This window comes from Sporomusaceae bacterium, from assembly GCA_031460455.1.
Taxonomy (GTDB): Bacteria; Bacillota; Negativicutes; order Sporomusales; family UBA7701; genus Anaeroselena.
Genome location: JAVKTQ010000025.1, coordinates 1 through 22596 on the forward strand (window position 1 = coordinate 1; position 22596 = coordinate 22596).

The following is a 22596-nucleotide window of genomic DNA, read 5'->3' on the forward strand; positions in this document are numbered from 1 at the left end:
GCGGTCAGCATGCCTTCGCCGGCGCGCACGGCGTGCTCCGCCAGCACGGGCACCGGCAGATTGTAGTGGGCCCTGGCGGCCTTCTCTAGCATCTTTTGGGCGTAATCCATTCTGTCTCCTCCGTCTCTATTATTGGCAGCACGATCGCGGGCTCACCGCAGCCTCCCGCCGGCTCCCTTCCCTTTCACCTCTCCCCACCGTGGCGACCCGAAGGATGCCGGCGCTATCGTTATTTATCATAAACTCGCAAGCCCGCTCAAGGGCCGGGAAACGCCTTCCTAACCGCGCATCTCCATCGCGCAGCCCACCTTTAGCAGCCTGCACAGGCGGGCCGTCGCCGCCTCGATAAGCTCCGCGGCCGAGCACATGCACTCCTCCAGCGCCATCGGCTGCGGCACCACGCTCATCAGCCCGTCGATGCCCTGCTCCAGCACCGCGTCGCAGCCTTTGCCCAGGCCGCCTGACAGGCACACCGCCGGCACGCCGAACTTTTTGGCCACCCTTGCCACACCCACCGGCGCCTTGCCGTGGGCCGTCTGAAAATCGGTGTTGCCCTCGCCGGTGATCACCAGCGTCGCATCCCGCACCAGCGCCGCGAACCCAGTCGCCTCCAGCACGATCTCCACCCCCGGCCGCAGCGCAGCCGCCGTGAAAAACATCAGTCCCGCTCCCAGGCCGCCGGCCGCGCCCGCTCCCGGAGAAACAGCGACATCCTTGCCGGTCGCGGCCTTCGCCACCGCGGCGTAATTCGCCAGCGCCGCATCGAGCTCCACCACCATATCCGGCGTGGCCCCCTTCTGCGGGCCGTACACCGCCGTCGCGCCCCGCGGGCCGCACAGCGGATTGTCCACATCGCACGCCACCATGATCTGCGTCTCGGCCAGGCGGGGATCCAGACCCGTCATATCGATACTCGCCAGCCCCGCCAGCGCCGCGCCGCCCTCGGCGAGATCGCGGCCCCCGGCGTCCAGAAACCTCACGCCCAGCGCGCGGGCCAGGCCCGTCCCGCCGTCGTTCGTCGCGCTGCCGCCGATGCCGATGACCAGCTTGCGGATGCCGCGATCAAGCGCCGCCTTCACCAATTGGCCCGTGCCGTAAGTCGTCGTCACCCGCGGGTTACGCCGCTCCTTCGGCACCAGCGTCAGGCCCGACGCGGCCGCCATCTCGATGACCGCCGTCTCGCCGTCCCCCAGCAGCCCCCAATTAGCCTCCACCACATCGCCCAGCGGATCGGTAACCTTCTCCGTGACAACGCAGCCGCCGGTCGCCAGCACCAGCGCCTCCACCGTGCCCTCGCCGCCGTCGGCGATCGGCACCTTCTTCACCTCCGCGGCGGGAAAAACCGACAGAATTCCTGCCTCCATAGCCTTGGCCACCGCCACCGCCGAAAGGCTTCCTTTGAAAGAATCGGGCGCGACAACAATACGCACATCATTCACGTCCTTTACTGAATATAGCAGAGTTCCCTCGCCGATCGGATTGTCGGCTACCTTAATTTTACAGACAAACAAGCAGTTTTTTCAATTGTCTGACAACACTAACCGTTGCCGCGAAATCCTGTCGCTTATTGGCTATATTGCACAATCAATCCGGCCATTTTCCGTCCCGCTATCGTCATGCCATCAGGTGAAATTTGCCCAAAATCTCCCTAGGTGGAGAAATACCGCCGCTTAAGCCCGCTTTCCACTACAAGCTGTTTGTTGTATAATGAGGCCATAATGTGAAACGGGGGCGAAAGCATGATCCTCACCGGCGAACTGGCCCAGCAGATCGTGGACAACATTATGCCCATCGTCCACCAGAACGTCAACATCATGAACGACGTCGGCATAATCATCGGTTCCGGCCAGAAGCACCGGCTCGGCACCTTCCACAAAGGCGCCAAGGACGTCATCGACACCGGCGCCGTCGTCGAAATCTTCCCCGAAGACCTTGCCCACTACCCCGGCTCCCTGCCGGGCCTCAACTGGCCGATCGTCCTCGGCGAGCAGACCGTCGGCGTCGTCGGCGTCACCGGCCATCCCGACGCCGTCCGCAACACCGCCGAACTCGTAAAAATGGTCACCGAACTCATCCTCGAGCGCGAGATACTCATGGGTGAATTCCGCTCCCAGTCCCACCTGCACGAACAGTTCGCCACCCTGCTGCTGTCCGAGCACGCTGCCGCCAGCTACGCCCAGATCGAAGCCAGGGCCAAGCTCCTCAAATTCGACCTCGCCCTGCCCCGGCTCGTCGCCGTCGCCAACGTCCGTCCCATCCTCGAAAACGCCTACCACCAGTACGGCGTCTATGACCTCGTCTCCGCCCGCACCCAGGAAAGCCTCCTCCAACTCCTCGGCGCCTCCAGCCTCGTCGCCCCCGAAGACATGATCGCCTTCCTCGAAAACCGCATGGTCGTCCTCAAGCACTTCCCCCGCGCCACCGCCGCAAGCGCCATCGGCGAATGGGGCGCAGCCCTCGTCCGCCTCGTCAACGCCGACAACCCCGCCGCCGCCCTTCACCTCGGCCTCGGCAGCCTTGCAGGCTCGCCCCTCAGCCTCCACGACTCTTACCACGAGGCGCTCTACGCCCTCGACAGTCCCCGCGGAGCCGCCGCCGTCGCCTCCATCTACGACTTTGCCCTCCTCACCGCCTACCTCCTGCGCCACCCGCGCGGCCTCGCCACCTGCACCGCCGTAAAAACCCTCCAGGAAAAACTCACCGCCAAAATCGACGCCAAATACGACATGCGCAACACCGTCCGCCAGCTCCTCGACAACAACCTCAACCTCTCGCTCACCGCCAAAGCCCTCTTCATCCACCGCAACACCCTCGTCTTCCGGCTCAAAAAACTCGAACAGCTCACCGGGCTTAGTCCCGGAAGGGATATAAACCACGCAATTCTTTGTAAAATCCTTTGTAACTAATTCAGGGGTATATGCAAAAAAGCGGCAGCCATATGGCTGCCGCTTTTTAAACCTGATCAGGTCACGAACGAAACATTCACTTCCAGCGGGATTCCGTCGACGAACATCTCGATATTGAGCCGTTTGGCGGCGGTTACCGAATTGGCGAAGCTATTGCCGGTAATAACGGTGGGCGGGGAAATATCCAGGCGCGCCCCCTGCTGCTCGAGGATCATCGCCGCGTTGGCCGCCAGCATATTGCCCAGCTCGGCGATCGCCGACTCCGCCATCGCGTCAAAAGACTCCACCGGCATCCCCATCATCATCGTGCTGGCGATTCTCTTCGCCGAAGCCTCCGTCATATTATAGGCGATATTGCCCCGGACCTGCTGCGTCAGGCCGATTACCACCATCACGCCGAGACTGGCGATCTTATTCGTTTCGCTGACGCTGATCCGGCCGCGCTTGACCTCTTTGAAGCCCAGCCCCGGCATAACCGAATTCATCGCGCTCAGAAAAGGCTCTATACTGCGTACATCCATAAGGGAAATCCCCCGTTCAAAAAACATTCTCGGCCGCACATTCAGGCGATGCGAAAAGCCAGGGCAACCCCCTGGCACGTAGCATTTTAGAGCACTAAAATGGCGGCCTGGCAATCACGGCCGCTGGCGGCCAAAACCGATAGCATAGCGCCCCCGCCCTTTGGCCAAGCCGCCGCTACCGCTTCGTTGACTATGATTGTACTCCCTGGGGAAAGCGGCGTCAAGCCCGCTTCCATTTATATATATAAAAAATACCGCTTATACCACCTTCGTCGTCCAGTCCTCCACGTTCCACACCGCCGTCACCAGATCCTCGTAAAACTCCGGCTCATGCGAAACCAGCAGCACCGTTCCCTTAAACTCCCTGATAGCCTTCTTCAGCTCCGCCTTGGCGTCGACATCCAGATGATTGGTCGGCTCGTCCAGCACCAGCCAATTGACCTCCTTCAGCATCAGCTTGCACAGCCGCACCTTCGCGTTCTCGCCGCCGCTCAGCACCATCATCAGGCTGGTGATGTGCTCGTTCGTCAGCCCGCAGCGGGCTAAAGCCGCCCGCACCTCGTAATTCGTCATCCCCGGATATTCCTGCCACACTTCCTCGATCGCCGTATTACCGTTATCGCGGCCCGACTCCTGCTCAAAATACCCCGGCTGCACGTAATCGCCCGTCTCCACCTTGCCGGAGTATGGCGGGATGAGGCCCAGCAGCGTCTTTAGCAGCGTCGATTTCCCCAGCCCGTTCGTGCCGCGGATCGCCACCTTCTGGCCGCGCTCCAGAGCAATATCCACCGGCCGCGTCAGCGGCTCGTCGTAGCCGAGCACCAGCTCGCGGGCCGTAATCACGAACCGTCCCGGCGTCCGCGCCTCGCGGAACTGGAACACCGGCTTCGGCTTCTCGCGCGGCTTCTCGATCAGCTCAAGCTTATCGAGGCGCTTCTGGCGGCTGTTCGCCATCCCGCGGGTCGCCACCCGCGCCTTATTGCGGGCGATAAAATCCTCCAGCCGCTCCACCTCCTGCTGCTGGCGCTCGTAAGCCCGCACCTCCTGCTGCTTCTTCAGCGCGTGCATCTGCATAAATTGATCGTAGCTGCCGGAATAGCGGGTCAGAGTGGCGTTTTCCACATGATAGATCACATTAACCACCGCGTTCAGAAAAGACACATCGTGCGACACAAGAATAAAGCTGTTCTCGTAATTCGTCAGATACCGCTTCAGCCACTCGATATGCTCGGCATCGAGATAATTCGTCGGCTCGTCGAGAATCAGGATCGTCGGATTCTGCAGCAGCAGCTTGGTCAGCAGCACCTTCGTGCGCTGGCCGCCGCTCAGATCGGCCACGTCGCGGTCAAGGCCGATCTCCCCCAGACCCAGCCCGTTGGCCACCTCCTCGATCTTCGCGTCGATAACGTAAAAGCCGCCGTGCTCCAGCATATCCTGGATATCGCCGACATCCTCCATCATCGCCGTCAGCTCGTCCTCGGCCGCCTCGCCCATCTTATCGTAGATGGCCAGCATCTCCGCCTCGAGCTTAAACATCCCCTCGAAGGCCCCCCGCAGCACATCGCGGATCGCCATCCCCCTCGTCAGCGCCGCCTGCTGGTCGAGATAGCCCACCGACACGCGGTTCGACCACTCCACCCGCCCGGCGTCAGGCTGCAACTGGCCGGTGATAATCTCCAGAAACGTCGTCTTGCCCTCGCCGTTCGCGCCCACCAGGCCGACGTGCTCACCCTTCAGCAGGCGGAAAGACGCGCTATCGAGAATCTGCCGGGCGCCGAACCCGTGCGTCACATTTTCAACCGTCAATACACTCATTGCTTACTCCCCGCATAATTCAAAATGCCCTACTATTTTAGCGCATTCAGCGCATCGCTGTCAAAGAAAAATACCCGCCCGGCAGGGAGAAGGGCGGGGGACGTGGAATTCTACCGGAACAACTCACCGGAGGAGGACGAAACCTTGGTACCGGAAATTATGGCCCTGGTCACCGTCGTCATACTGCTCGCCGTCACCGACACCGCAGCCGCCGGCGCCGTCTTCGCCAGCCTCGCCGGCTTCTCCGTCTGGCTGGGCGTCTTCGCCGGCTACAAACTCTCGCGGCGCATCAACGGCCCCAACCACCCGCTCGCGTACGTCTACGCCATCGCCATCACCGCCGTCCTGCGCTACGCCGAAATCGTCATCCTGCTGCCGTCTTCCGGCGGCTTCAGCCCCGACGCCGACCTCGCGCGGCTCGTCTGGCCGGTCGTCGCCGGCCTCCTCGTCATGGCTGTCGTTAATATCGGCATCAAGCTCCGCACAAAAAAAAGGTAACCCAAAAGCGGCGGTCCGCCCGGACCGCCGCCTCGCTTGTATACTAAGCCAGACTGGTGAGAAAGGTCCAGATGCAAGGCGCACCGGAAGAGCGCGCCGCGCCGCGTACTTTGGGCACGTACGCAAGCAAGCGCTCTGAGGAGCAACGCCGCAGATGGGCCTTTATCGACAGTCTAAAGCGGCGGTCCGTCCGGACCGCCGCTTTCTCTATGGCCGGGCGGCTAACCGGCCGCCCGCATTTCTCCATGCTCTTCTGCGCTGAACAGCTTGTCGAGGTCGAGGATTATCAGCAGGCGTTCGCCCACCTTGCCGATGCCCCGCAGGAACTCTCCGGCGTGGCTGACCGTGTGGCCCGGCTCGATTGCGGTATCCTCCAGCCGCAGAACCTCGCTGACCCCATCCACCACCATCCCGACCTCGCGGCCGGCCGCCTCCACGATCAGCGCCTGCACGTCGCCCTGCCTGGCCCTTGCAAGGCCGAACCGCTTCGCCAGGTCGACCACCGGGATCACCTTGCCGCGGAGATTGATAATCCCCTCCATATGCGCAGGCGTGTTCGGCAGCTTCGTCGCCCCGCCGTAGCGGATAATCTCCTTCACCTGGGATATCGACACCGCGTACTCCTCGCTCCCGAGCTGGAATACGACCAATTGTTCCGAAGCCATATCATTCACTCCTTCTCCGTCATACCCGGAACTTGCTCACCGCGACCTGCAGGTCTTCGGCCAGCTTCGCCAGCGCCTGGCTCGAAGAAGCGATCTCCTCCATCGACGCCAGCTGCTCCTCGGCCGCCGCCGACACGCTCTGCGACTCGGCCGCCGACGACTTGCTCAGCGTATCGATCTTGCGCACCGAGCCCACGATCTGCTGGCTGCCGCCCGCCATCTCCTGAACCGCCGCCGAAATCTCCCGCACCTGGCTGGAGACCTCCGTCACCAGCTCGATGATCTCCCGGAAGGCCGTACCGGCGGCATTGACCACCTCGGCGCCTGTCTTCACTTCCCGCGTGCCGTCGCTCATCGCCACGACCGCCTTATCGGTGTCGCCCTGGATCTCGCCGATCAGATCGGCGATCTTCTTCGCCGCCTCCTGCGACTGCTCGGCCAGCTTCCTGACCTCCTCGGCCACCACCGCGAAGCCCCGGCCCTGTTCGCCGGCCCTCGCCGCCTCGATCGCCGCGTTCAAAGCCAGCAGGTTCGTCTGGCCGGCGATACCGGAAATGGTATCCACGATCTGGCCGATCTCCTTCGAGCGCTCGCCCAGCTTGGCCACCACCTTGGCCGACGTATTCACCGTATTCTCAATATGCGACATCTGGCTTACCGCCTTGTCGACCGACTGTCCGCCCTCCTTGGCCTGCTCGGCCGCCCGGGCCGACTGCGCCGCCATATGGTTGGCGTTCGCCGCCACCTGCTGGAGGCCGGCCGACATCTGCTCCACCACCGACGCCGATTCGTTGGCTGCCGTCACCTGCTCGGTCGCCGCGCCGGCCACGCTCATGATCGACGTCGCGATCTGGTTGGCCGCCTGGGTCGACTGCTCGGCGCTCGCCGTCAGCTCCTCCGAAGACGCCGCCACCTGGTCGGCGTTAGCGTTGATCTGCCTCACCAGATTGCGCAGATTGCCGCGCATCGCCGTAATCGCGTCCGCCAGTTGGCCCACTTCGTCCTGCGAGTACACGGTGCGCTCCTTGTCCGTCAGATCGCCCGCGGCCACCTCCTGCACCTGGGCCACCATCAGCTTCAGCGGCCCGACGATCCGCCGCGTTATCAGCGTCATCGCCAGCGCGGCGATCACTAGCACCACCGCGACGGTGGCCAGCGAGATATTACGCAGCGTCGCGAGTCCCTCAGTCACCTCGTCGATCGGGCCGGAGACCGCGATCGACCATTGCGTGCCGGGCACCGGCCCGAAAGCCATCATCTTCTTGATCCCCTGGAACTCGTAAGTCATGACCGCCTTCTCGCCCTTCACCATCCGCTGCGTCGCCGCGGCCAGCGCGGGGCTCTTGTCGTCCTTGGCGGGGTTGTACTTCATCACCAGGTCCTTGTTCGGGTGCATGATGATCGTGCCGTCGCCCTGGATCACATAAGCGTAGCCCGTCTTGCCCACCTTCACCTCAAGCACTTCCTTGGTGATGGCCTGCATATCCAACGCCCCGTACAGCACGGCCACGATCCTGCCGTCCGCCGCCTTAACAGGCACCGCCACCACCGTCACCGGGTGGCCGGTCGAGCGGGAAATCATCGGGTCGGAGACGGTCGCCTCGCCCTTGATCGCCTTCTTGAAGTAATCGCGGTCCGCCAGGCTGCCCTTCGCCCCTGACGAGTTTATATACGATCCGTCCGGCAGGATGTAGCCGATAGTGTCGTACACCTTGTTCGCCTTGGCGGCGTTGACCAGGAAAGGCATTATCTCCTCCGCCTTGCCGCCCTGGATAACCGGCGCCACCGCCATCATCGTCATCTCGCCCATGCGGGCCTCCAGCCAGTCGCCGATATTTCCGCCTTCAGCCTTGGCCATGTCCCCTAAATCTGCGAAAATTTGCTCTGTCAGCATCTTGTTCGCCTGCCAGTAGTTAAGCCCGCCCAGCGCGCCCATCGCGACGAGGAAAATCGTCAGAATAATCACGGTTAGCTTCGTTTGCAGGCTGTTCATCATGCCGCTGCTCGTCCCTTTGCTGTGTAAATTCTGTGACAGTTTCATTCTAATCTCTCCTTTTGCCTTGTCCCCCATAATTGTCTACCCGATATATCATCAACGCGCCCTTACCCCTCCCAAGGCGACGCGGCTTGCCTTTCCTCCGCGGGAACATGTCCGTAAGCGGATACACCCTTGGTGTCTATACCATACAGGACAGCCGCCGCATTAAGCGTCTGCCGAAAGGTGGACATGTAAAAAACTTGCCAAAAACCCCTGTCTTCCCTGTGATTAGCGGCTTCACAGCGTTTCTGGCGCAAAACGCTCTTTCTACAAAAAGGTGGAAAATGTGTGCTCATACGTCAAAAAATATACACTTATGACATTTTTTGCTCTTCTTCTACAAGACCGTCAGAAACATTATCGGGGAAAATGTTTCTGAAAGTAAGAGCTATTTGCGAGAAATAACAGCAAATTAATATTATCAAAAAACAATTATAAATTATACTGTATCCAGGACACAAAAAAACGCCGCCCCGTTGTCGTCCGTCGACAACGGGGCGGCGTTTTTCGCAAATTCAGTTCCGGCCCAGCAGCCTCCACACCTTCAGATACAGCGACACCATCGCCCGCGTCTCGAACGAGTCGAGCGACAGCGCCAGCAGCTTCTCGATCCGTTTCTTCCGCCAGATCGCCGTGTTGTGGTGGATGAACATCTTGTCGGCGACGATCCGCAGGTTTTCCTCCTCGATGATCCGCTCGAGCGTGGCCAGCAGATTGCTGTCGTGCCTCCGGTCGTACTCCGCCAGGCCGCCGATCATATCCTTCACGATCCGCTGGATATTCCTGTCCTTCAGCAACTGGAAAGCCACCTGATAAAGGCCGGTGTCCGCGTGATGCACCACCCGGCGGCCCTCCTGGCGCTCGCACAGCAGCAAAGCTTCGGCCGCTCTGCCGTACAGTTCCTCCAGATCGAGCGTCGCCTTCTCGCCCGGTGTCGCCGCCACACCCACAGCCACCTGCGTGAACGCGAACCTCGCCTCCGTCTCCCTTGCCAGGCGGGCGGCGAACGCCAACTGGCTCTCCTTCGTCCGCCCCGCCTTGTCCGCAGGCACAAGCATCGCGATAAGCCCGTTCGTCTGCCACGCCCACCCCGGTTCGCTCCGCGCCAGCCAGGCGACGATATCGCCCTTGGCGGCCGCCTGCGGCGCCACCTGCTCCCCGGTAGGCCAGCATTCCGGCGCCAGCGGCTCCACCCGCGCCACCATGAGCGCGAAGCAGGCGTAGTCGGCATGAGTGTCCACCCCGTAGCCCTCCAGCACGCTGGCCACATACTCCGCCGGATGGCCGCCCGTCACCAGACTGTTGAAAAACGTGCTGCGGCCGTAAGCCTGCTCCGTCAACGCCGTCTTTTCCTCGGCAGCTTTCTCCGCCGTGATATCGCGGACGCGGAAAGAAACCGTCCGCTTGCCGCGGTAGCGGCGCGTCATCGGCGCCGCCGTAACCCTGATGGACATCGTCAGCTCACCGACCTCGGCCCGAAACTCCGTCGTCCGGGCGGCGCCCTCCCGCAGCACCGCAGCCAGCATCGTCAGCAGGTCCGCGGCCGCCGGCGGCGGCAGGGCGGTGCGCAGATTCTGCCCCTCGGAGTTGCCCGGCAGCATGCTCTTCTCGCCGAAGCACCGGACAATATCGCCCTCCTCGTCCACGATCAGCGTCACCGTGCCCGTGTCCGCGTCCGAGCAATCCTCCAGCAGATCAAGCTGCTCCCTCGCCAGCTCCTCGGCCCGCCGCCGTTCGCTTATATCCAGCGACGAAGCCATCGCATACCTCCTGCCCTGGAGCTCGATGAACTCCACATTTAAGAGCGCCATCACGCACTCGCCGTTCTTGGACCGCACCGGGACATCCTTATCCCGGATACAGCCCTCCGCCAGCAGCAGCCTCCGCAGCTCGTCGCGCGTCGCCTCGTCCCACAGCCCCAGCTCCGTGCCCGTCTTCCCCAGCACCTCTTCCCTGGCAAAGCCCAGGCTGCGCAGCCACGCCCCGTTCACCTCGGCGAACTTCGCCTCCGGCCAGGTCAAAAGAGCCATTGCGTGCGGGGTGGCGTCAAAAATAATCCGCAGTCTTTCCTCGGTTAGCTTCATTTCGCTGATATCGCGGAAAGTCGCCGCCAGCCCCTCCGCCGACGGGAATAGGGCCACCTCCAGCCATCTTCCCGGCTTGGCCGCAAACGTCTCGAAATAGACCCCTTCCCTCCTGTCGGTCGCCAGGCGGATCTTCTCCGCCAGCAGGGGGATGACGAAATCGGCCGCGGCGAAATGCTTCCCCGTCGGGTCCGCGCCCGCCGGCGCCAGCATCGACCGGGCCGCCCTATTCATGAAAAATATTCTCCCCGCGCCGTCCAAGGAGAAAAATCCGTCCACCAGGTTGTCGAGGACGCGCATCAACTGCGCCGCGTTGTCCTGTTTTCCCGCTCTTGCCATACATACCGCCGTCCGCTAATAATTCGTTAAGTAATTTCAGTCATCATTCGGTCTCACCCGCCGATAATCCTCTCCGTTTTCCGGCGAAAACAAGAAAATTGTCAATCCTTGTCAAAACAAGGCGTGAGCGCGCCGCTAGTTTGCGGCAGGCGATAGCTCAAGCCTATTTACTAACTATCGCGGCGGCAGCCGAAAGACTGCCGCCCGGATTTTCCTGGTCGGCAAAAGCCCGGTATCACCCGGAAGGCAAAATTGACAATATATGTTACAATGAAAGATATTGAGCAAATCGCGAGTCATGCGGCAGAATGACGATTCGGAGGGATTGGTTTGCCCGGAAGCAGTCATGTGGTTCTAAACGGCCTACTCTACTTCATGATCCTCACCCTCGGCAGCACCGCCAGCATCGCCGGTCTGGTCAACAAGTACATCGCGGCCGGCTTCGCCGTCGAAAACTACATCATCGGCTACTGCTTCACCGTTTACTCAGTCGCCTACGCCACCTCCGTCTTCAGCGTCGGGTGGATGCTGGAGAAGTTCAGCGTCCGCAGCCTGCTGCGGGCCTACTGCGCTCTGGCCGCCGTGGCGATAATCTGCTTCGCCAACGCGCCCACCCTTATCGTCTTCACCGTCTTCCTGTTCATATTCGGTCTGGGCATGGGCATCCTGCTGCCGACAGCCTTCCACGTCACCCTGCTTCTCTATGACGCCAAAGTCAGGGCGGCGAAATCCATCGCCGTCACCTTCTTCTACGCCGTCGGCTCGATCGTCGGCCCCATCCTGGCCGGCCTCGCGCTGGACCGGGGCGTCACCTGGCAGGGTGTATACTATGCCGTCGTAGCCATGCTGCTAGCCGTCATCCTCGGTACCTTCATCCCCCAACTGAAAACCTTCGCGCCGAAAAAAGCCGACCGCGGCGCCGAGAAAGTCGACTGGAGCCTCAACGTATTCCTCGCCGGCCTGTCCGTCTTCTGCTTCATGATCTCCGAATTCATCTTCGGCTACTGGATCATCCAATACCTCATGGACCGCCTGGCCGTCGGCGTAGTCATGGCGAGCGCCGCCCTTTCGCTCTGGTGGGGCTGTATCACCACCGGGCGCCTGGCCGGCAGCTTCATCCTCTCCCGGATATCGCTTGCCAAATACATCATCGTCAGCGCCGCCGTCGCCAGCGTCGCCTATTTCGGCCTCCTGGGCGCGGCGACCTACGCCCAGGCCATGGTGCTCATCGGCATCAAGGGCTTCGCCTACTCCAGCCTTTACCCCACCCTCATCTCCTTCGGCACCTTCCAGACCCCAAAGCCCTCGCCCCGCACCACCTCCTTCTTCCTCGCCTCCGGCTCGGCCGGCATCATATTCTCCGTGATCTTGTCCAGCTCCCTCAAACAATACTTCGATTACGAAATCGTCCTGGCCGCCGGCGCCTCGCTCATTGGCGCGGTAGCCCTGGTGACCGCCATCGTCGCCTACCGAAACAAAAAACGCCCCCTCGCCCCCAGTGCTCCGGCCCAATGAAACAAATGCATAACAAACCCGACCTGCCAACACTTACACTTAGTTATCAAGCATAAATCTCTAAGGTAAATATAGGCGAGAACCGGGAGAACATCCCAGTTCTCTTTTTATTGATTTCTTAGCAGCAAAATATTATAATATAACCGAACACTTGTTCTGCAATTAAAACCGGCAAACCGGTAGGCGGTTTATCTGTTCCGTGCCGGTTGAATGGTTTATTGAAGGATAACGGGAGGGAAACCGGTGATAGACAAAAGTAGCATTATAGCACTTATAAGAGCGCAAATTCCTCAGGCCAATAATGATGTTGTCGAAAGCATTTCAGCGGAAATTGTCCAAGATGCCGAGGCGATAATTCATTCAATGGTCAGGCAAGCGACAAGCCAGGAGAAGGAAAACCAATATTGGGGCAATTTTAAAGGGAAATAAAGGCAATAGACAGGAAAAGCTTTTGCCTATTACCGAAATAGAGGTGTTTATAGTGCTAAGTCCATGTGGGTTGAGCTGTGACGGCTGCAAAGATTTTGGCAAGAGTTGCGCAGGGTGCCGGGCTATTGCGGGCAGGGTCTACTGGGCTCAGTATGTTGGGCTGGATACCTGCCCGATGTATGCCTGCTGTATCAATGAAAAAGGCTATGAACACTGCGGCCACTGTGATAAACTCCCTTGCGAGATTTATTATGCCACTCAGGACCCTTCAACTACCGACGAGCAACATATCGACGGCATAAACAAACGTGTGGCAGCGTTAAAAGAGCTGCTGGCGACATGAAAACGGAAGCAATCACACATCACGGCGGCAGTCATTATGACTGCCGCCGTTTCGTATTCAGCCGTTACTGTCCGGGAGCGGGGGAGAGGGGCCGCTGCCCTGACGATACTTTGTGCCATTGCCCCTCCGGGGCGCAAACCTCCGGCTCCAGTGCTCCGGGCGAACGCGCCGTATGGCTCGGGCCGACACAGCCGTACCGTCGCCAACTGTCGTCCGTGACAGATGGCTCCTCGCCCGTCCGTCCATGGACGGGCGTACGTTCGTGTTACCGGCCTGCTTCGCCGACGGCGCGTAATCGTCCTCCGCAATGTCGCCGGCCACTTGCGCCCCTGCGGGATTAATTCAAGTTTTTTCTCGCAAACCTCCGACCGCGATAGAGGTGTGCCCAAAAGAAACTTCCGGTAAGATTTTTCTGGTCGCATCTATATTATGAAGTCGAATTAATTCTATTAAATCCGTTATGTATTCCTTGAAACCACCTGATCCCGCGATTCGTCCTCGAAAAGTGAAATAGGCAGGGTCATTAACAAAAGGCCAAAAGGGGCCATATTTTTCCTTGTCATCTCTCTTTTTCTGTTCTTTTATTGGATAAAGTTTGACGTAGTCCATAAATTCTGAAGTAGTCAATTTATCTAATAGTAATAAAGTTTCATGGTCCATACAGTCTGAACAATCCTTTATTGTTCTATCCATCATTTCGTAGAATTTAATAAATTGTTCAACAAACGTATTGATAGTAATAGGACCCCACGAGCTTTCTATGGAAAATGATGATACATTAGTAAAAAAAGCATCATCAAAAATATCCTCAAAAGTATTAATTGGACTATCGGGTTTTACTAAGGCGGTTCCCTTATGCAATTCATATAAGGTGAAAAGGACACCATTTATCCGTGTACCTAATCGTTCGAAAGCAAAAAGTATTCGTCTATTTCGTCTGTCGGCCTCATGTTTTGCCAAAATTCTATTATATAGAATTACCACTATAACACTTGTAATCATTCCGGTTCCCGTATTCAGTAATCCGTTTTTCCACCAATCCTGGGTGGCTATAGTAGAATCGAAATAGCCGGGCAGATATTGCGTGTACCAGGAGAAGGCGCAAAAAACTAATCCAATTATACTTACTGTGGCAAGAAGGCGGATTTCTAACAAGTTCATCACCTCATTTACCACAGTTATACAAGGAAAAACAAATTCCTTTATAAAAACACATCACGGCGGCAGTCTCAAAGACTGCCGCCGTTTTATTAAAAAGATGCCGGCATCGAGTGGCCGGCGAGAGAGGTAGCAAAGTAATTCGTTCCTAGCCGGGAGGGATATTCGTTTTTGAGCGGCGGTCGCCATGGGAAGCCGCCGCGTTGATTTCTTAGTGGAGGGAAATCCGCAGAGCCGCGCTGTCCGGCTTACGGCTCTGCGGATACAATGCTTATCGTTATCTGAAAAGGGCCGTGGAGGCCGTTATTTTTTTATCGCCGGCATATCCTTGGGGTCCTTGATGGCGTCGGGGCCTTCCTCGCCGGTGCGGATGCGGACGGCGTTCTCCAGCGGGTAGACGAAGATTTTGCCGTCGCCCACATTGCCGGTGCGACAGACGCGTTTGGCCGTCTCCACCACCCGTTCCACCGGCACCTCGCACACCACGATCTCTACCTTCACCTTGGGCACGAGGTTAATCGTCACCTCCTTGCCGCGGTAGACCTCCTTATACCCCTTCTGCAGCCCGCAGCCGTACACCTGGGTGACCGTCATCCCCGTCACCGCGATGGCGTTCATCGCCTCCTTCAGCTCCTCGAGCTTCTCGGGGCGGGTGATAATATCGATCTTCGTTATCTTTTCCACGCAAACTCCTCCTTCCGCTTACGAATTGAGGCTGACCTTGGCCGCCGCGCCCGACTGGCTGACGGCGAACGGCGCAGCGTGGGCGACAGGCAGGCCGGCGGCGAAATCCTGGTACGCATAGCCGCGCTCGCCGTGCTCCGTGATATCGAGTCCCTGGATCTCCTGCTCCTCAGTCGCCCGCAGCGGCATCACAGCCCCCACGATCTTCAGGATTATAAACGTGCCCACGATCGCGATCGCCCAGCTCGCGCCCACACCGACGAGCTGCGTCATCACCAGGTCGGGGTTGCCGTAAAACAGGCCGTCGTTGCCCGCCTCGTTCACCGCCTTCGAGGCGAACAGGCCGGTCGCGATTGCGCCCCAGGTGCCGCCGATGCCGTGGACGCCGAACGCGTCCAGCGAATCGTCGTAGCCCAGTTTGGCCTTCACCACGCCCACCGCCAGGTAGCAGATCACGCCGGCCGCCAGGCCGATGATAACGGCAGGCAGGGGCGCCACAAACCCGGCCGCCGGCGTAATGGCCACCAGGCCGGCCACACAACCCGACGCCGCGCCAAGCACCGTCGGCTTGCCGCGATGCAGCCACTCGGCGAACACCCACGAAACCGTAGCCGCAGCCGCGGCCGTGTTGGTTGTCACGAAAGCGGTCGCCGCCAGGCCGTTGGCGCCCAGGGCGCTGCCGGCGTTGAAGCCGAACCAGCCGAACCACAGCAGCGATGCGCCGAGCACCGTCATCGGCAAGTGGTGGGGGAGCATCGCCTCGGTGCCGTAGCCCTTGCGCTTGCCCAGCACCAGCGCCACCACCAGGCCGGACACCCCGGAGAGGATATGGACGACCGTGCCGCCCGCGAAATCCAGCACCCCGAGGGACATCATCCAGCCGCCGCCCCACACCATATGAGCCACAGGGTCATAAATAAAGGTAGCCCAGATCAGTACGAACGCCACGAACGCGGGGAACCTCATCCGCTCGGCGAACGCGCCGGTGATCAGCGCCGGCGTGATAACGGCGAACATCCCCTGGAAAACCATGAACGCCAGATGGGGAATCGTCGAGGTCGGGCTGTTCGGCTCCACGCCGACACCCGTAAGACCGAGGAAATCGAACCCGCCGATCAGGCCGCCGATATCGGGGCCGAAAGCCAGCGTATAGCCCCACAGCACCCACTGCACCGAAATAAGGCCGACAATAAAGAAACTCTGCATAATCGTCGACAGCGCGTTCTTTGTCCGCACCATCCCGCCGTAGAAAAGAGCCAGGCCCGGCGTCATCAGCATAACGAGAGCGGAAGAGGCCAGCACCCAGGCGGTATCGCCCGTGTCCACCTTCGCGACCGCCGCGGCTGCTTCCGGCTTTGCCTCCTCGGCCGCCAGGGCCAGCGGAGCGAAAATAACCATGAAAATTAAACATAAACCCAAAATAGTCCAGAACTTCTTCGACACTTGGGAACACCCTCTTTCATCTTAATTGGCGTTCCACCTCTCTCAAAATAAACACAATGACGCCCGGCAAAAGCGCGGACGTCATCGTCGCTAGCAAACGCAAAGAGCCCCCGTAGTAATCCTACGAAGGCTCCGTCGCCTGCTTTATCTAAGTTACTTTCAAATATACCAGCACCCGGCCCCGCTGTCAACAACAAATTCCGTTCAGAATATTGCTTCTTTATCGTTCGCGGCCGTTGTCACAGGCTACCCTGCTCCTTGCTACCGGTTCTGGCCGGTTTGCCCCGTGCCGCCCGTGTTGCCGCCGAAGCCGGAGCCGCCGCCGGCATTCACGCCCGAGCCGGCGATGTTCACCAGGCCTCCCAGCACGATGCCGCCCGCCCCGGTGCCGCCCGCGCTCGTGCCGCTCAAGCCGCCGCCCGTGAAGCCGCCGCCTGCGCCGCTAACGCCGAAACCGCCGCCTGCGCCGGTACCGCCGAAACCGCCGCCCAAACTGGTGCCGCCGAAGCTGCCGCCGGACGCTAGCTGACCGGCCGGGCCGACCGCGCCGGTATAGCCAGGGGTGGTCGTCGAGCGTACCGTCAGCACGCCGTCGACATAAGAGATGGTATAGTTCGGCGAGGCCAGCGTGCCTGACAGGTTGATGGCATAGCTGCCCGCCGGCGAAGTTGTCGTCGCCGCCGTAGCGATCGTCGTCCCGCCTGTCAGCACGGCCGCCGTTTCGCCGCTGGCGAAGCCACTGTAGCTGTAAGTCAGCGCCGGGTTTGTCTGGCCCTGCGTCTTGCTGGCGTTGTCGGCCGTTACCTTGAGGGCGGCCGGCGTGATATCCGCCGTCGTTGCATTCGCGGTCGCCGTGTAATTGCCGGCATCTGCGCCGCTCAGGGTTACGCCGCCGATATTTACCGTCTTGCCCGTGCCGGCGTTCTTGTCCGCGAAGGCGCCGGCAGCCCCAGCCACGCTGACCGCGTCGCCGCCGATAACCCCGGACAGCGTCGCGCCGCCGGTCTTCACGGTCGCCGCCGTCGTGCCGTCGTACACCTTGTTCTCCGCCGTCAGCCCTGTCGCCGCGATCGCCTTCCGGGCGATATCCGCCGTCGTCGTTGCCGTGGCATTGTAAGTGTAGTTGTCCTTGTCCGCGCCGCTCACGCTGATGCCGCTGGCGATCACCGTCTTGCCGCTGCCGGCGTTCTTGTCGGCGAACGCCGCCGTGCCGCCCACCGTCAGGCTGTCGCCCGCGATGCGGTTGTCGCCGTACGTCACCGTCGCGGCCGTCGTGCCGTCGTACGTCTTATTCTGGCCGCTCGCGGCGACGGTCAGGGCGCGTTTAGCGATATCCGCCGTCGTCGCCGCCGTGCTATTTGTCAGGTTATAGTTGCCCGCATCCGCGCCGCCCAGGCTGATGCCGCTCACGCTCACCGCCTTGCCGGTGCCGGCGTTCTTGTCGGCGAACGCCGCCGCCCCGCCCACCGTCAGGCTGTCGCCCGTCACCCGGTTGTCGCCGTAGGTTACGGTTGCGGCCGTCGTACCGTCGTACGTCTTGTTCTGGCCGCTCGCCGTCACGGCGATGTCGCGTTTATTGATCGTGCTCGTCGTGTTGGCGGCGTAGGTCACCGTGTAATTGTTGCCGCCGTTGCCGTCGTTCACCGTCACGCCGCTCGCCGTCACCGTCTTGCCCGTCCCGGCGTTCTTGTCCGTGAAGGCGAACGTGCCGCCGCTTAAAGTGTCTGCGCCGTAAAGCTGCGTGCCGCCGGTCGCCGTCGCGCTGCCCGCCGCCGTCGTCGTGGCGTCGTACGTCTTGGTGACGTTGCCGGTGCTGATCGTCAGATTCGCCTTGTTGATCGTACTCGTCGTGTTGGCGGCGTAAGTCACCGTGTAATTGTTGCCGCCGTTGCCGTCGTTCACCGTCACGCCGCTCACCGTCACCATCTTGCCCGTCCCGGCGTTCTTGTCGGCGAAAGCGAACGTGCCGCCGCTCAAAGTGTCCGTGCCGTAAAGCTGCGTGCCGCCGGTCGCCGCCGCGCTGCCCGCCGCCGCCGTCGTGCCGTTATACGTCTTGGTGACGTCGCCTGTGGTCACCGTCAGGTTCGCTTTGTCGATCGTGCCCACGTTGCCGCTCGCGCTGCCGCCCGCGTTGGCGATGCCGTAGCCGTAGACAGTCGCGCCGGTGCTGTCCGTGGCCGAGTCGACCGTCAGGCCGCTCACCGTGACCGTCTTGCCGCTGCCGGCGTTCTTGTCGGCGTAGGCCGCCGTGCCGCCGCTCACGTTGACGGTATCCGTCACGCCGTAGGCCGTCACCGCGCCGCTTTTAGTATAGTTGGCCGCCGTCAGCGTTGCGGCGTCGGTGCCGTCGTACGTCTTGGCCACCGTGCCCGTCAGTCCGACGGTCACCGTCGGCGCCAGCGTGTAGATGAAGCCGTTGCCGGTCGTTCCCTGCACCTCTCCGCCGTAGGCGGTGTTGTACTGCTTGAAGGCGTAGGCCAGCCCGTCGCGTCTCTCCATGGCGTTGCCCGGGTTCTGGGAGTACACCAGCCAGCGGCCGTTGGGCGTATTGATGGCATTCGCGCCGGCGAGGTTTCTGAAGTAGCTGCCGGCCGCCAGGATAACGGCGTTGCCGGCCGCCGTCGACCGTATCTGGCTCGAAGCGTTCAGTACAACGGACCCGCCGGCCTTGACCGTCAGGGTATGGCTGCCGCCTTCGACGGTCGACAGGGTAATGTTTCCGCTGGTGACGGTCAGGACGGTGTCGGCGCCGAGAGTGACGGCGTTTCTATAATTCTGGACCGAGGTGGTGGTGACACTGCCGCCGTTTACGTTGATGCCGCCGCCGGCCGCCAGGTCAACGCTGGTAAGAGGCGTGGCGGCGCCCACCGCCTTCGCGAAGGTGGCGCTGCCGCTCACATTCACCGTGAAAATGTTAGCCCCGTCGACGGTGTCCGCGAAGGTGACGGAGACGCCGCTGGCGTTGGTCTTGTTTCTCAAGGTAGTGGCGCCGCTGAGGGTCACCGCTTTCTCGTAGGTCTGATTGCCGGAGCTTTCGATGGTGCCACCGACGGTAACCTTGCTCTTCACCGTCAGCGTCCCGATATTCGAGGTGCCGCCAAGGACTATGCCGCCGGCGGTGACGTCGTCGGCCTGGAGCGAGACCGCGGCGTTGTCGGGGCTATACAGCCCTTGACTAAGGGTTATTTTGCCTCCGGTGCTGGTCAGAGCACCGCTGCCCCCCAATTGCGGCCGCCCCGCGTAGGTCTGGTCGCCGGCGGTGGTGATACTGCCTCCATTCATCGTCACACCGAAGCCGCTGGTGAGGTTGCCGGCGAAATTGTAATAGCTCACGGTGGGCGCCGTCAGCGAGCCGGTGAGGGCGATAGGTCCATAAAATCTGATGTTGTTCGTCTCCAGGTTCAGATTGCGTACATTGTCTGCCGCGTTTATCGAACTGTAGAACTCGGTAAACACGGAATACCCCTTAATCCCCTGCGCGGCGTTGTAGCCGTTGGAGAGCGTCAGGTCGTGGCCGTTGCCTTTCACCCAGCCGTCTACCATTTTGCTTTCCGGGTCGGTCGCATCTAGCGGGCCGCCGATAAAGAGCTGGCCGTCTGTCCCCCCGGGGCCGGTGACGGTGATCTTCACGTTCTGCCCGAGGGTGAGGTTGCCTTTGAGCCACATCTTATAGTTGGCAAACAGTTCCGGGGTGTTGATGTAGATATTGCCGCCGCCGCCGGTCCTGGCCGTTTGCAGGTCGAGGATCCTCACCGTCAGCGGGGCGTTTATCCAGATATTGCGGCCGGCAGAACCGAAAAGCAAGAGAGTTCGCCGGCCATATGTAATACTGTAGCTATCCGAGCCGATCACCGAGGTGACCTGTTGGTTGAATACTATATCCCGGTGGGCATTGAGGGTGAGGGTTGGGGTTTTTGTGCCATCCTGGAAGTCTATCGGTGCGTCGACTATAATGTCGCCGTTGCCGCTGCCGGCGGCGGCGGTGGCTACCGTCACGTCGGCGGTGGCCAACTGGGCGACCAGGTCGGCGTTGTTCCAGTAGTTTTCCCCTGTCGCCCCAGTGCCGATCGTGTAGTCGCTGGGGTCGAGCAGCAGGCTGCCCCGCTTGCCGTTAGCCGCCGTCGCGTCCGTCCGGCCCCTGTAGACCAGCGTCTTCTTGCCCGACACCTCCACAGTGCCGCCGTCGCCGGACTCCGCGCCGCCCCTCGCCGTTATCGTCCCGGCGAAGTCGGTCTTATCCTTGGCCCACACCACCACCTGGCCGCCGTTGCCGCTCGTTATCGCGTCCGCGTTTATCGTCGCGCCCTTCTCCACCGTCGTGTTGGTCGCCGCGTATTCGCTGCCGCCGCCCTGGTACGCCCCGCCGATCAGGGCCGTGCCGCCGCCGGCGTCGCCGGATACGTCGACCGCCGCCGTCGCCGCCAGCGTGACATTGTCGCCCAGCACCTTGACCGTGCCGCCCGTCTGCCCGGCCGCCCTGCCGCTGGCGTCCAGCACGCCGCTGTTGATAGCCGTGTTGCCCTCCAGGCGGATGACGCCATTGACGTTATTGACGCTCTGCGCCCTTATCACGCCGCTGTTGTTGACAACGGTATTGAGCAGCGCGTCCTTCGTCCCCGCGGTCATCACCACCAGCCCGCCGTCCGCCGTTATCGTGCCGCTGTTGGCGACGCTGCTGCCGGCCGCCGCCGTGTCCACCGTAACGTTCAGCAGCTTGTCCCCGGAAAAGTCGAGGCTCACCCTGTCGCCCGCCGCCAGGGCCGCTACGCGGGCCGCGATGACCCCCTCGTTCCTTACCTGCGGGCCGATGAGCACCGCATGGTCGCCGGCTGTAATCGTCCCCTGGTTGACGACCGAGCCCGCGTTGCCGTTTTTCGTGAAAACATACTTCCCGTTCATGAAATCGCCGTCAGCCATATTCAGCGTCGACGCCACCAGGCCGCCCACGTTCACCTGCGCCCCCGGCGCGAACAGGATGCCGTTCGGGTTTATCAGAAACACCTTGCCGGTGGCCGACAGCCTCCCGTGAATATTCGAGGCGCTGCTTCCCACCACCCGGTTGAGGGCCACCGCCGATGCCGACGGCTGTACGAAGGTCACCGCTTCGCCCGCGGCGATTCCGAAGCTCTGCCAGTTGATCGCCGCCCGGTTCGTCGTCTGGGTGACCGTCGTCGTAGCGCCGCTTGTCGCGATCGTCGCCGCCCCGCCCGTCACCGTCCCGCCGCTCGGAGCCGCCCACGCCGGGCCGTACGCGCCCAGCATCAGCATCCCCGCCGCCACCGGCGGCATTACCGTCTTCGCCAGGCGCTGCCAGCGCCGTTTCCATTTGCGTTGCATAACGATTCCTCCTTAATAATCAGTCGGGCCCGATTATTACCGCAGCGGGCGGGTATTCCCGCGCCGGCGCTCAGACCGGTTCAGGCTTTACCCGCCCGTTTTTGTCCTGTTAGAAGTACCTGATTCCCTGTAGCCACAGTCTGCCGTTCTTATCCGTATCCGCCGTCGCCTGCTCGCGGCCGATCTTCCAGGCGTAGTCGAGCCTGAGCGCGAAGTCCGGGCTGCGCGCCCACAGCACTCCCAGGCCCGCCCCCATCAGGCTGCGGCGGTTCTGCTCGCCCGCTCCCGCCCACGGCTTGTGGTTGACCGTTACGCTGCCGTAGTCGTAAAACCCGACCAGGTATACACTGTCCTTGCCGGCCGACAGGCCCGGCAGTCGCCACCTCAGTTCCCCCGTAAGCTTGTAGCCGTCGTCGCCCGCCGCCTCTCCCTGCGGGAAGGCTCGCACGCCGTCCGCGCCGCCGAGGAACAGTTTTTCCGACGAATCGAGATTCTTGTCGGCCAGTTGGCCGGTGAAGTTCAGGTGAAAATTCAGGTCTTTGGCCAAATACTGCTGCCGCTGGAAGACGAAGACCGTTTTCGCGAACCCGCCGGCCGTCCTGGCGGTCGCGTCGTCGTTGGTCGCCGTGGCGGCGTCCTCGATGCTCAGCCGTCCTCTATAGTGGCTGACGCTGAAGCTGTTCACGCCCCCGTCCAGCCAGCTGTCGGCGAAATTGCCGGCCAGGACGGCGCTGAGGGCGTGGCTCTTCTTGGGCACATAGCTGTCGGAAGCCGTCTGGTCGTCCTGAAGGCGTTTATCCTCGTAGGCGAGCGTGCCGTAC

The 22596-nt window shown here is 61.3% G+C and carries 15 protein-coding genes; 4 read left to right on the forward strand and 11 right to left on the reverse strand.

All coding sequences use genetic code 11. The features are described 5' to 3' along the window. Positions 1–278: 278 nt before the first annotated feature. On the reverse strand, positions 279–1430 hold the full coding sequence (locus RIN56_19935; protein MDR7869067.1) for a glycerate kinase: 1152 nt from the start codon (positions 1428–1430) through the stop codon (positions 279–281). Between the two features lie 309 nt (positions 1431–1739). Between RIN56_19935 and RIN56_19940 the strand changes: the two genes are divergently transcribed. Beyond that, the gene (locus RIN56_19940) at positions 1740–2906 is read left to right on the forward strand and encodes a sugar diacid recognition domain-containing protein (GenBank protein ID MDR7869068.1); all 1167 of its coding nucleotides are present in this window, start codon (positions 1740–1742) and stop codon (positions 2904–2906) included. Between the two features lie 56 nt (positions 2907–2962). Here RIN56_19940 and RIN56_19945 read toward each other — a convergent pair whose 3' ends face one another. Continuing rightward, entirely contained in the window at positions 2963–3427 is a 465-nt protein-coding gene (locus RIN56_19945; protein MDR7869069.1) for a chemotaxis protein CheX, read from the reverse strand. 258 nt (positions 3428–3685) lie between these two features. Next, positions 3686–5242, reverse strand: coding sequence for an ABC-F family ATP-binding cassette domain-containing protein (locus RIN56_19950; GenBank protein ID MDR7869070.1), 1557 nt, complete (start codon positions 5240–5242; stop codon positions 3686–3688). 144 nt (positions 5243–5386) lie between these two features. Between RIN56_19950 and RIN56_19955 the strand changes: the two genes are divergently transcribed. After that, entirely contained in the window at positions 5387–5740 is a 354-nt protein-coding gene (locus RIN56_19955; protein MDR7869071.1) for a hypothetical protein, read from the forward strand. A gap of 221 nt (positions 5741–5961) precedes the next feature. Here the strand turns inward: RIN56_19955 and RIN56_19960 are convergent, their stop codons facing one another. The 3 genes from RIN56_19960 to RIN56_19970 form a co-directional block, all read right to left on the reverse strand. Next, entirely contained in the window at positions 5962–6405 is a 444-nt protein-coding gene (locus tag RIN56_19960; protein MDR7869072.1) for a chemotaxis protein CheW, read from the reverse strand. Between the two features lie 19 nt (positions 6406–6424). Then, positions 6425–8446 (reverse strand): methyl-accepting chemotaxis protein, encoded by a 2022-nt coding sequence (locus RIN56_19965; protein MDR7869073.1) that lies wholly within the window; start codon positions 8444–8446, stop codon positions 6425–6427. Positions 8447–8958: 512 nt separating this feature from the next. Beyond that, entirely contained in the window at positions 8959–10866 is a 1908-nt protein-coding gene (locus RIN56_19970) for a PAS domain S-box protein (GenBank protein MDR7869074.1), read from the reverse strand. Between the two features lie 330 nt (positions 10867–11196). Here RIN56_19970 and RIN56_19975 point away from each other — a divergent pair, with 330 nt between their 5' ends. After that, positions 11197–12381: an MFS transporter gene (locus RIN56_19975; protein MDR7869075.1), complete on the forward strand. Its 1185-nt coding sequence runs from the start codon at positions 11197–11199 to the stop codon at positions 12379–12381. Positions 12382–12624: 243 nt separating this feature from the next. Further along, a complete protein-coding gene (locus RIN56_19980; protein ID MDR7869076.1) occupies positions 12625–12810 on the forward strand; it encodes a hypothetical protein in 186 nt (61 codons plus the stop codon). 685 nt (positions 12811–13495) lie between these two features. Here the strand turns inward: RIN56_19980 and RIN56_19985 are convergent. The 5 genes from RIN56_19985 to RIN56_20005 all read right to left on the reverse strand — a co-directional run. Next, positions 13496–14314: a hypothetical protein gene (locus RIN56_19985; protein ID MDR7869077.1), complete on the reverse strand. Its 819-nt coding sequence runs from the start codon at positions 14312–14314 to the stop codon at positions 13496–13498. A 300-nt stretch (positions 14315–14614) separates the two neighbouring features. Continuing rightward, positions 14615–14995, reverse strand: coding sequence for a P-II family nitrogen regulator (locus RIN56_19990; GenBank protein MDR7869078.1), 381 nt, complete (start codon positions 14993–14995; stop codon positions 14615–14617). 18 nt (positions 14996–15013) lie between these two features. Next, on the reverse strand, positions 15014–16393 hold the full coding sequence (locus RIN56_19995; protein ID MDR7869079.1) for an ammonium transporter: 1380 nt from the start codon (positions 16391–16393) through the stop codon (positions 15014–15016). Between the two features lie 306 nt (positions 16394–16699). After that, positions 16700–21775 carry a YDG domain-containing protein gene (locus RIN56_20000; protein MDR7869080.1) on the reverse strand — a complete coding sequence of 1692 codons (5076 nt, stop codon included), beginning with the start codon at positions 21773–21775 and terminating at the stop codon, positions 16700–16702. Positions 21776–21884: 109 nt separating this feature from the next. Then, the coding region (locus tag RIN56_20005; protein ID MDR7869081.1) for a ShlB/FhaC/HecB family hemolysin secretion/activation protein at positions 21885–22596 on the reverse strand (712 nt) is incomplete at its 5' end.

What these genes read in the sequence shown, in the direction of transcription:
- RIN56_19995 (MDR7869079.1), bottom strand. Translation starts at nt 16,393, where the DNA reads ATGGTTATTTTCGCTCCGCTGGCCCTGGCGGCCGAGGAGGCAAAGCCG.
- RIN56_19970 (MDR7869074.1), bottom strand. Translation starts at nt 10,866, where the DNA reads ATGGCAAGAGCGGGAAAACAGGACAACGCGGCGCAGTTGATGCGCGTC.
- RIN56_19940 (MDR7869068.1), top strand. Translation starts at nt 1,740, where the DNA reads ATGATCCTCACCGGCGAACTGGCCCAGCAGATCGTGGACAACATTATG.
- RIN56_19965 (MDR7869073.1), bottom strand. Translation starts at nt 8,446, where the DNA reads ATGAAACTGTCACAGAATTTACACAGCAAAGGGACGAGCAGCGGCATG.
- RIN56_19985 (MDR7869077.1), bottom strand. Translation starts at nt 14,314, where the DNA reads ATGAACTTGTTAGAAATCCGCCTTCTTGCCACAGTAAGTATAATTGGA.
- RIN56_19945 (MDR7869069.1), bottom strand. Translation starts at nt 3,427, where the DNA reads ATGGATGTACGCAGTATAGAGCCTTTTCTGAGCGCGATGAATTCGGTT.
- RIN56_19950 (MDR7869070.1), bottom strand. Translation starts at nt 5,242, where the DNA reads ATGAGTGTATTGACGGTTGAAAATGTGACGCACGGGTTCGGCGCCCGG.
- RIN56_19960 (MDR7869072.1), bottom strand. Translation starts at nt 6,405, where the DNA reads ATGGCTTCGGAACAATTGGTCGTATTCCAGCTCGGGAGCGAGGAGTAC.
- RIN56_20000 (MDR7869080.1), bottom strand. Translation starts at nt 21,775, where the DNA reads ATGCAACGCAAATGGAAACGGCGCTGGCAGCGCCTGGCGAAGACGGTA.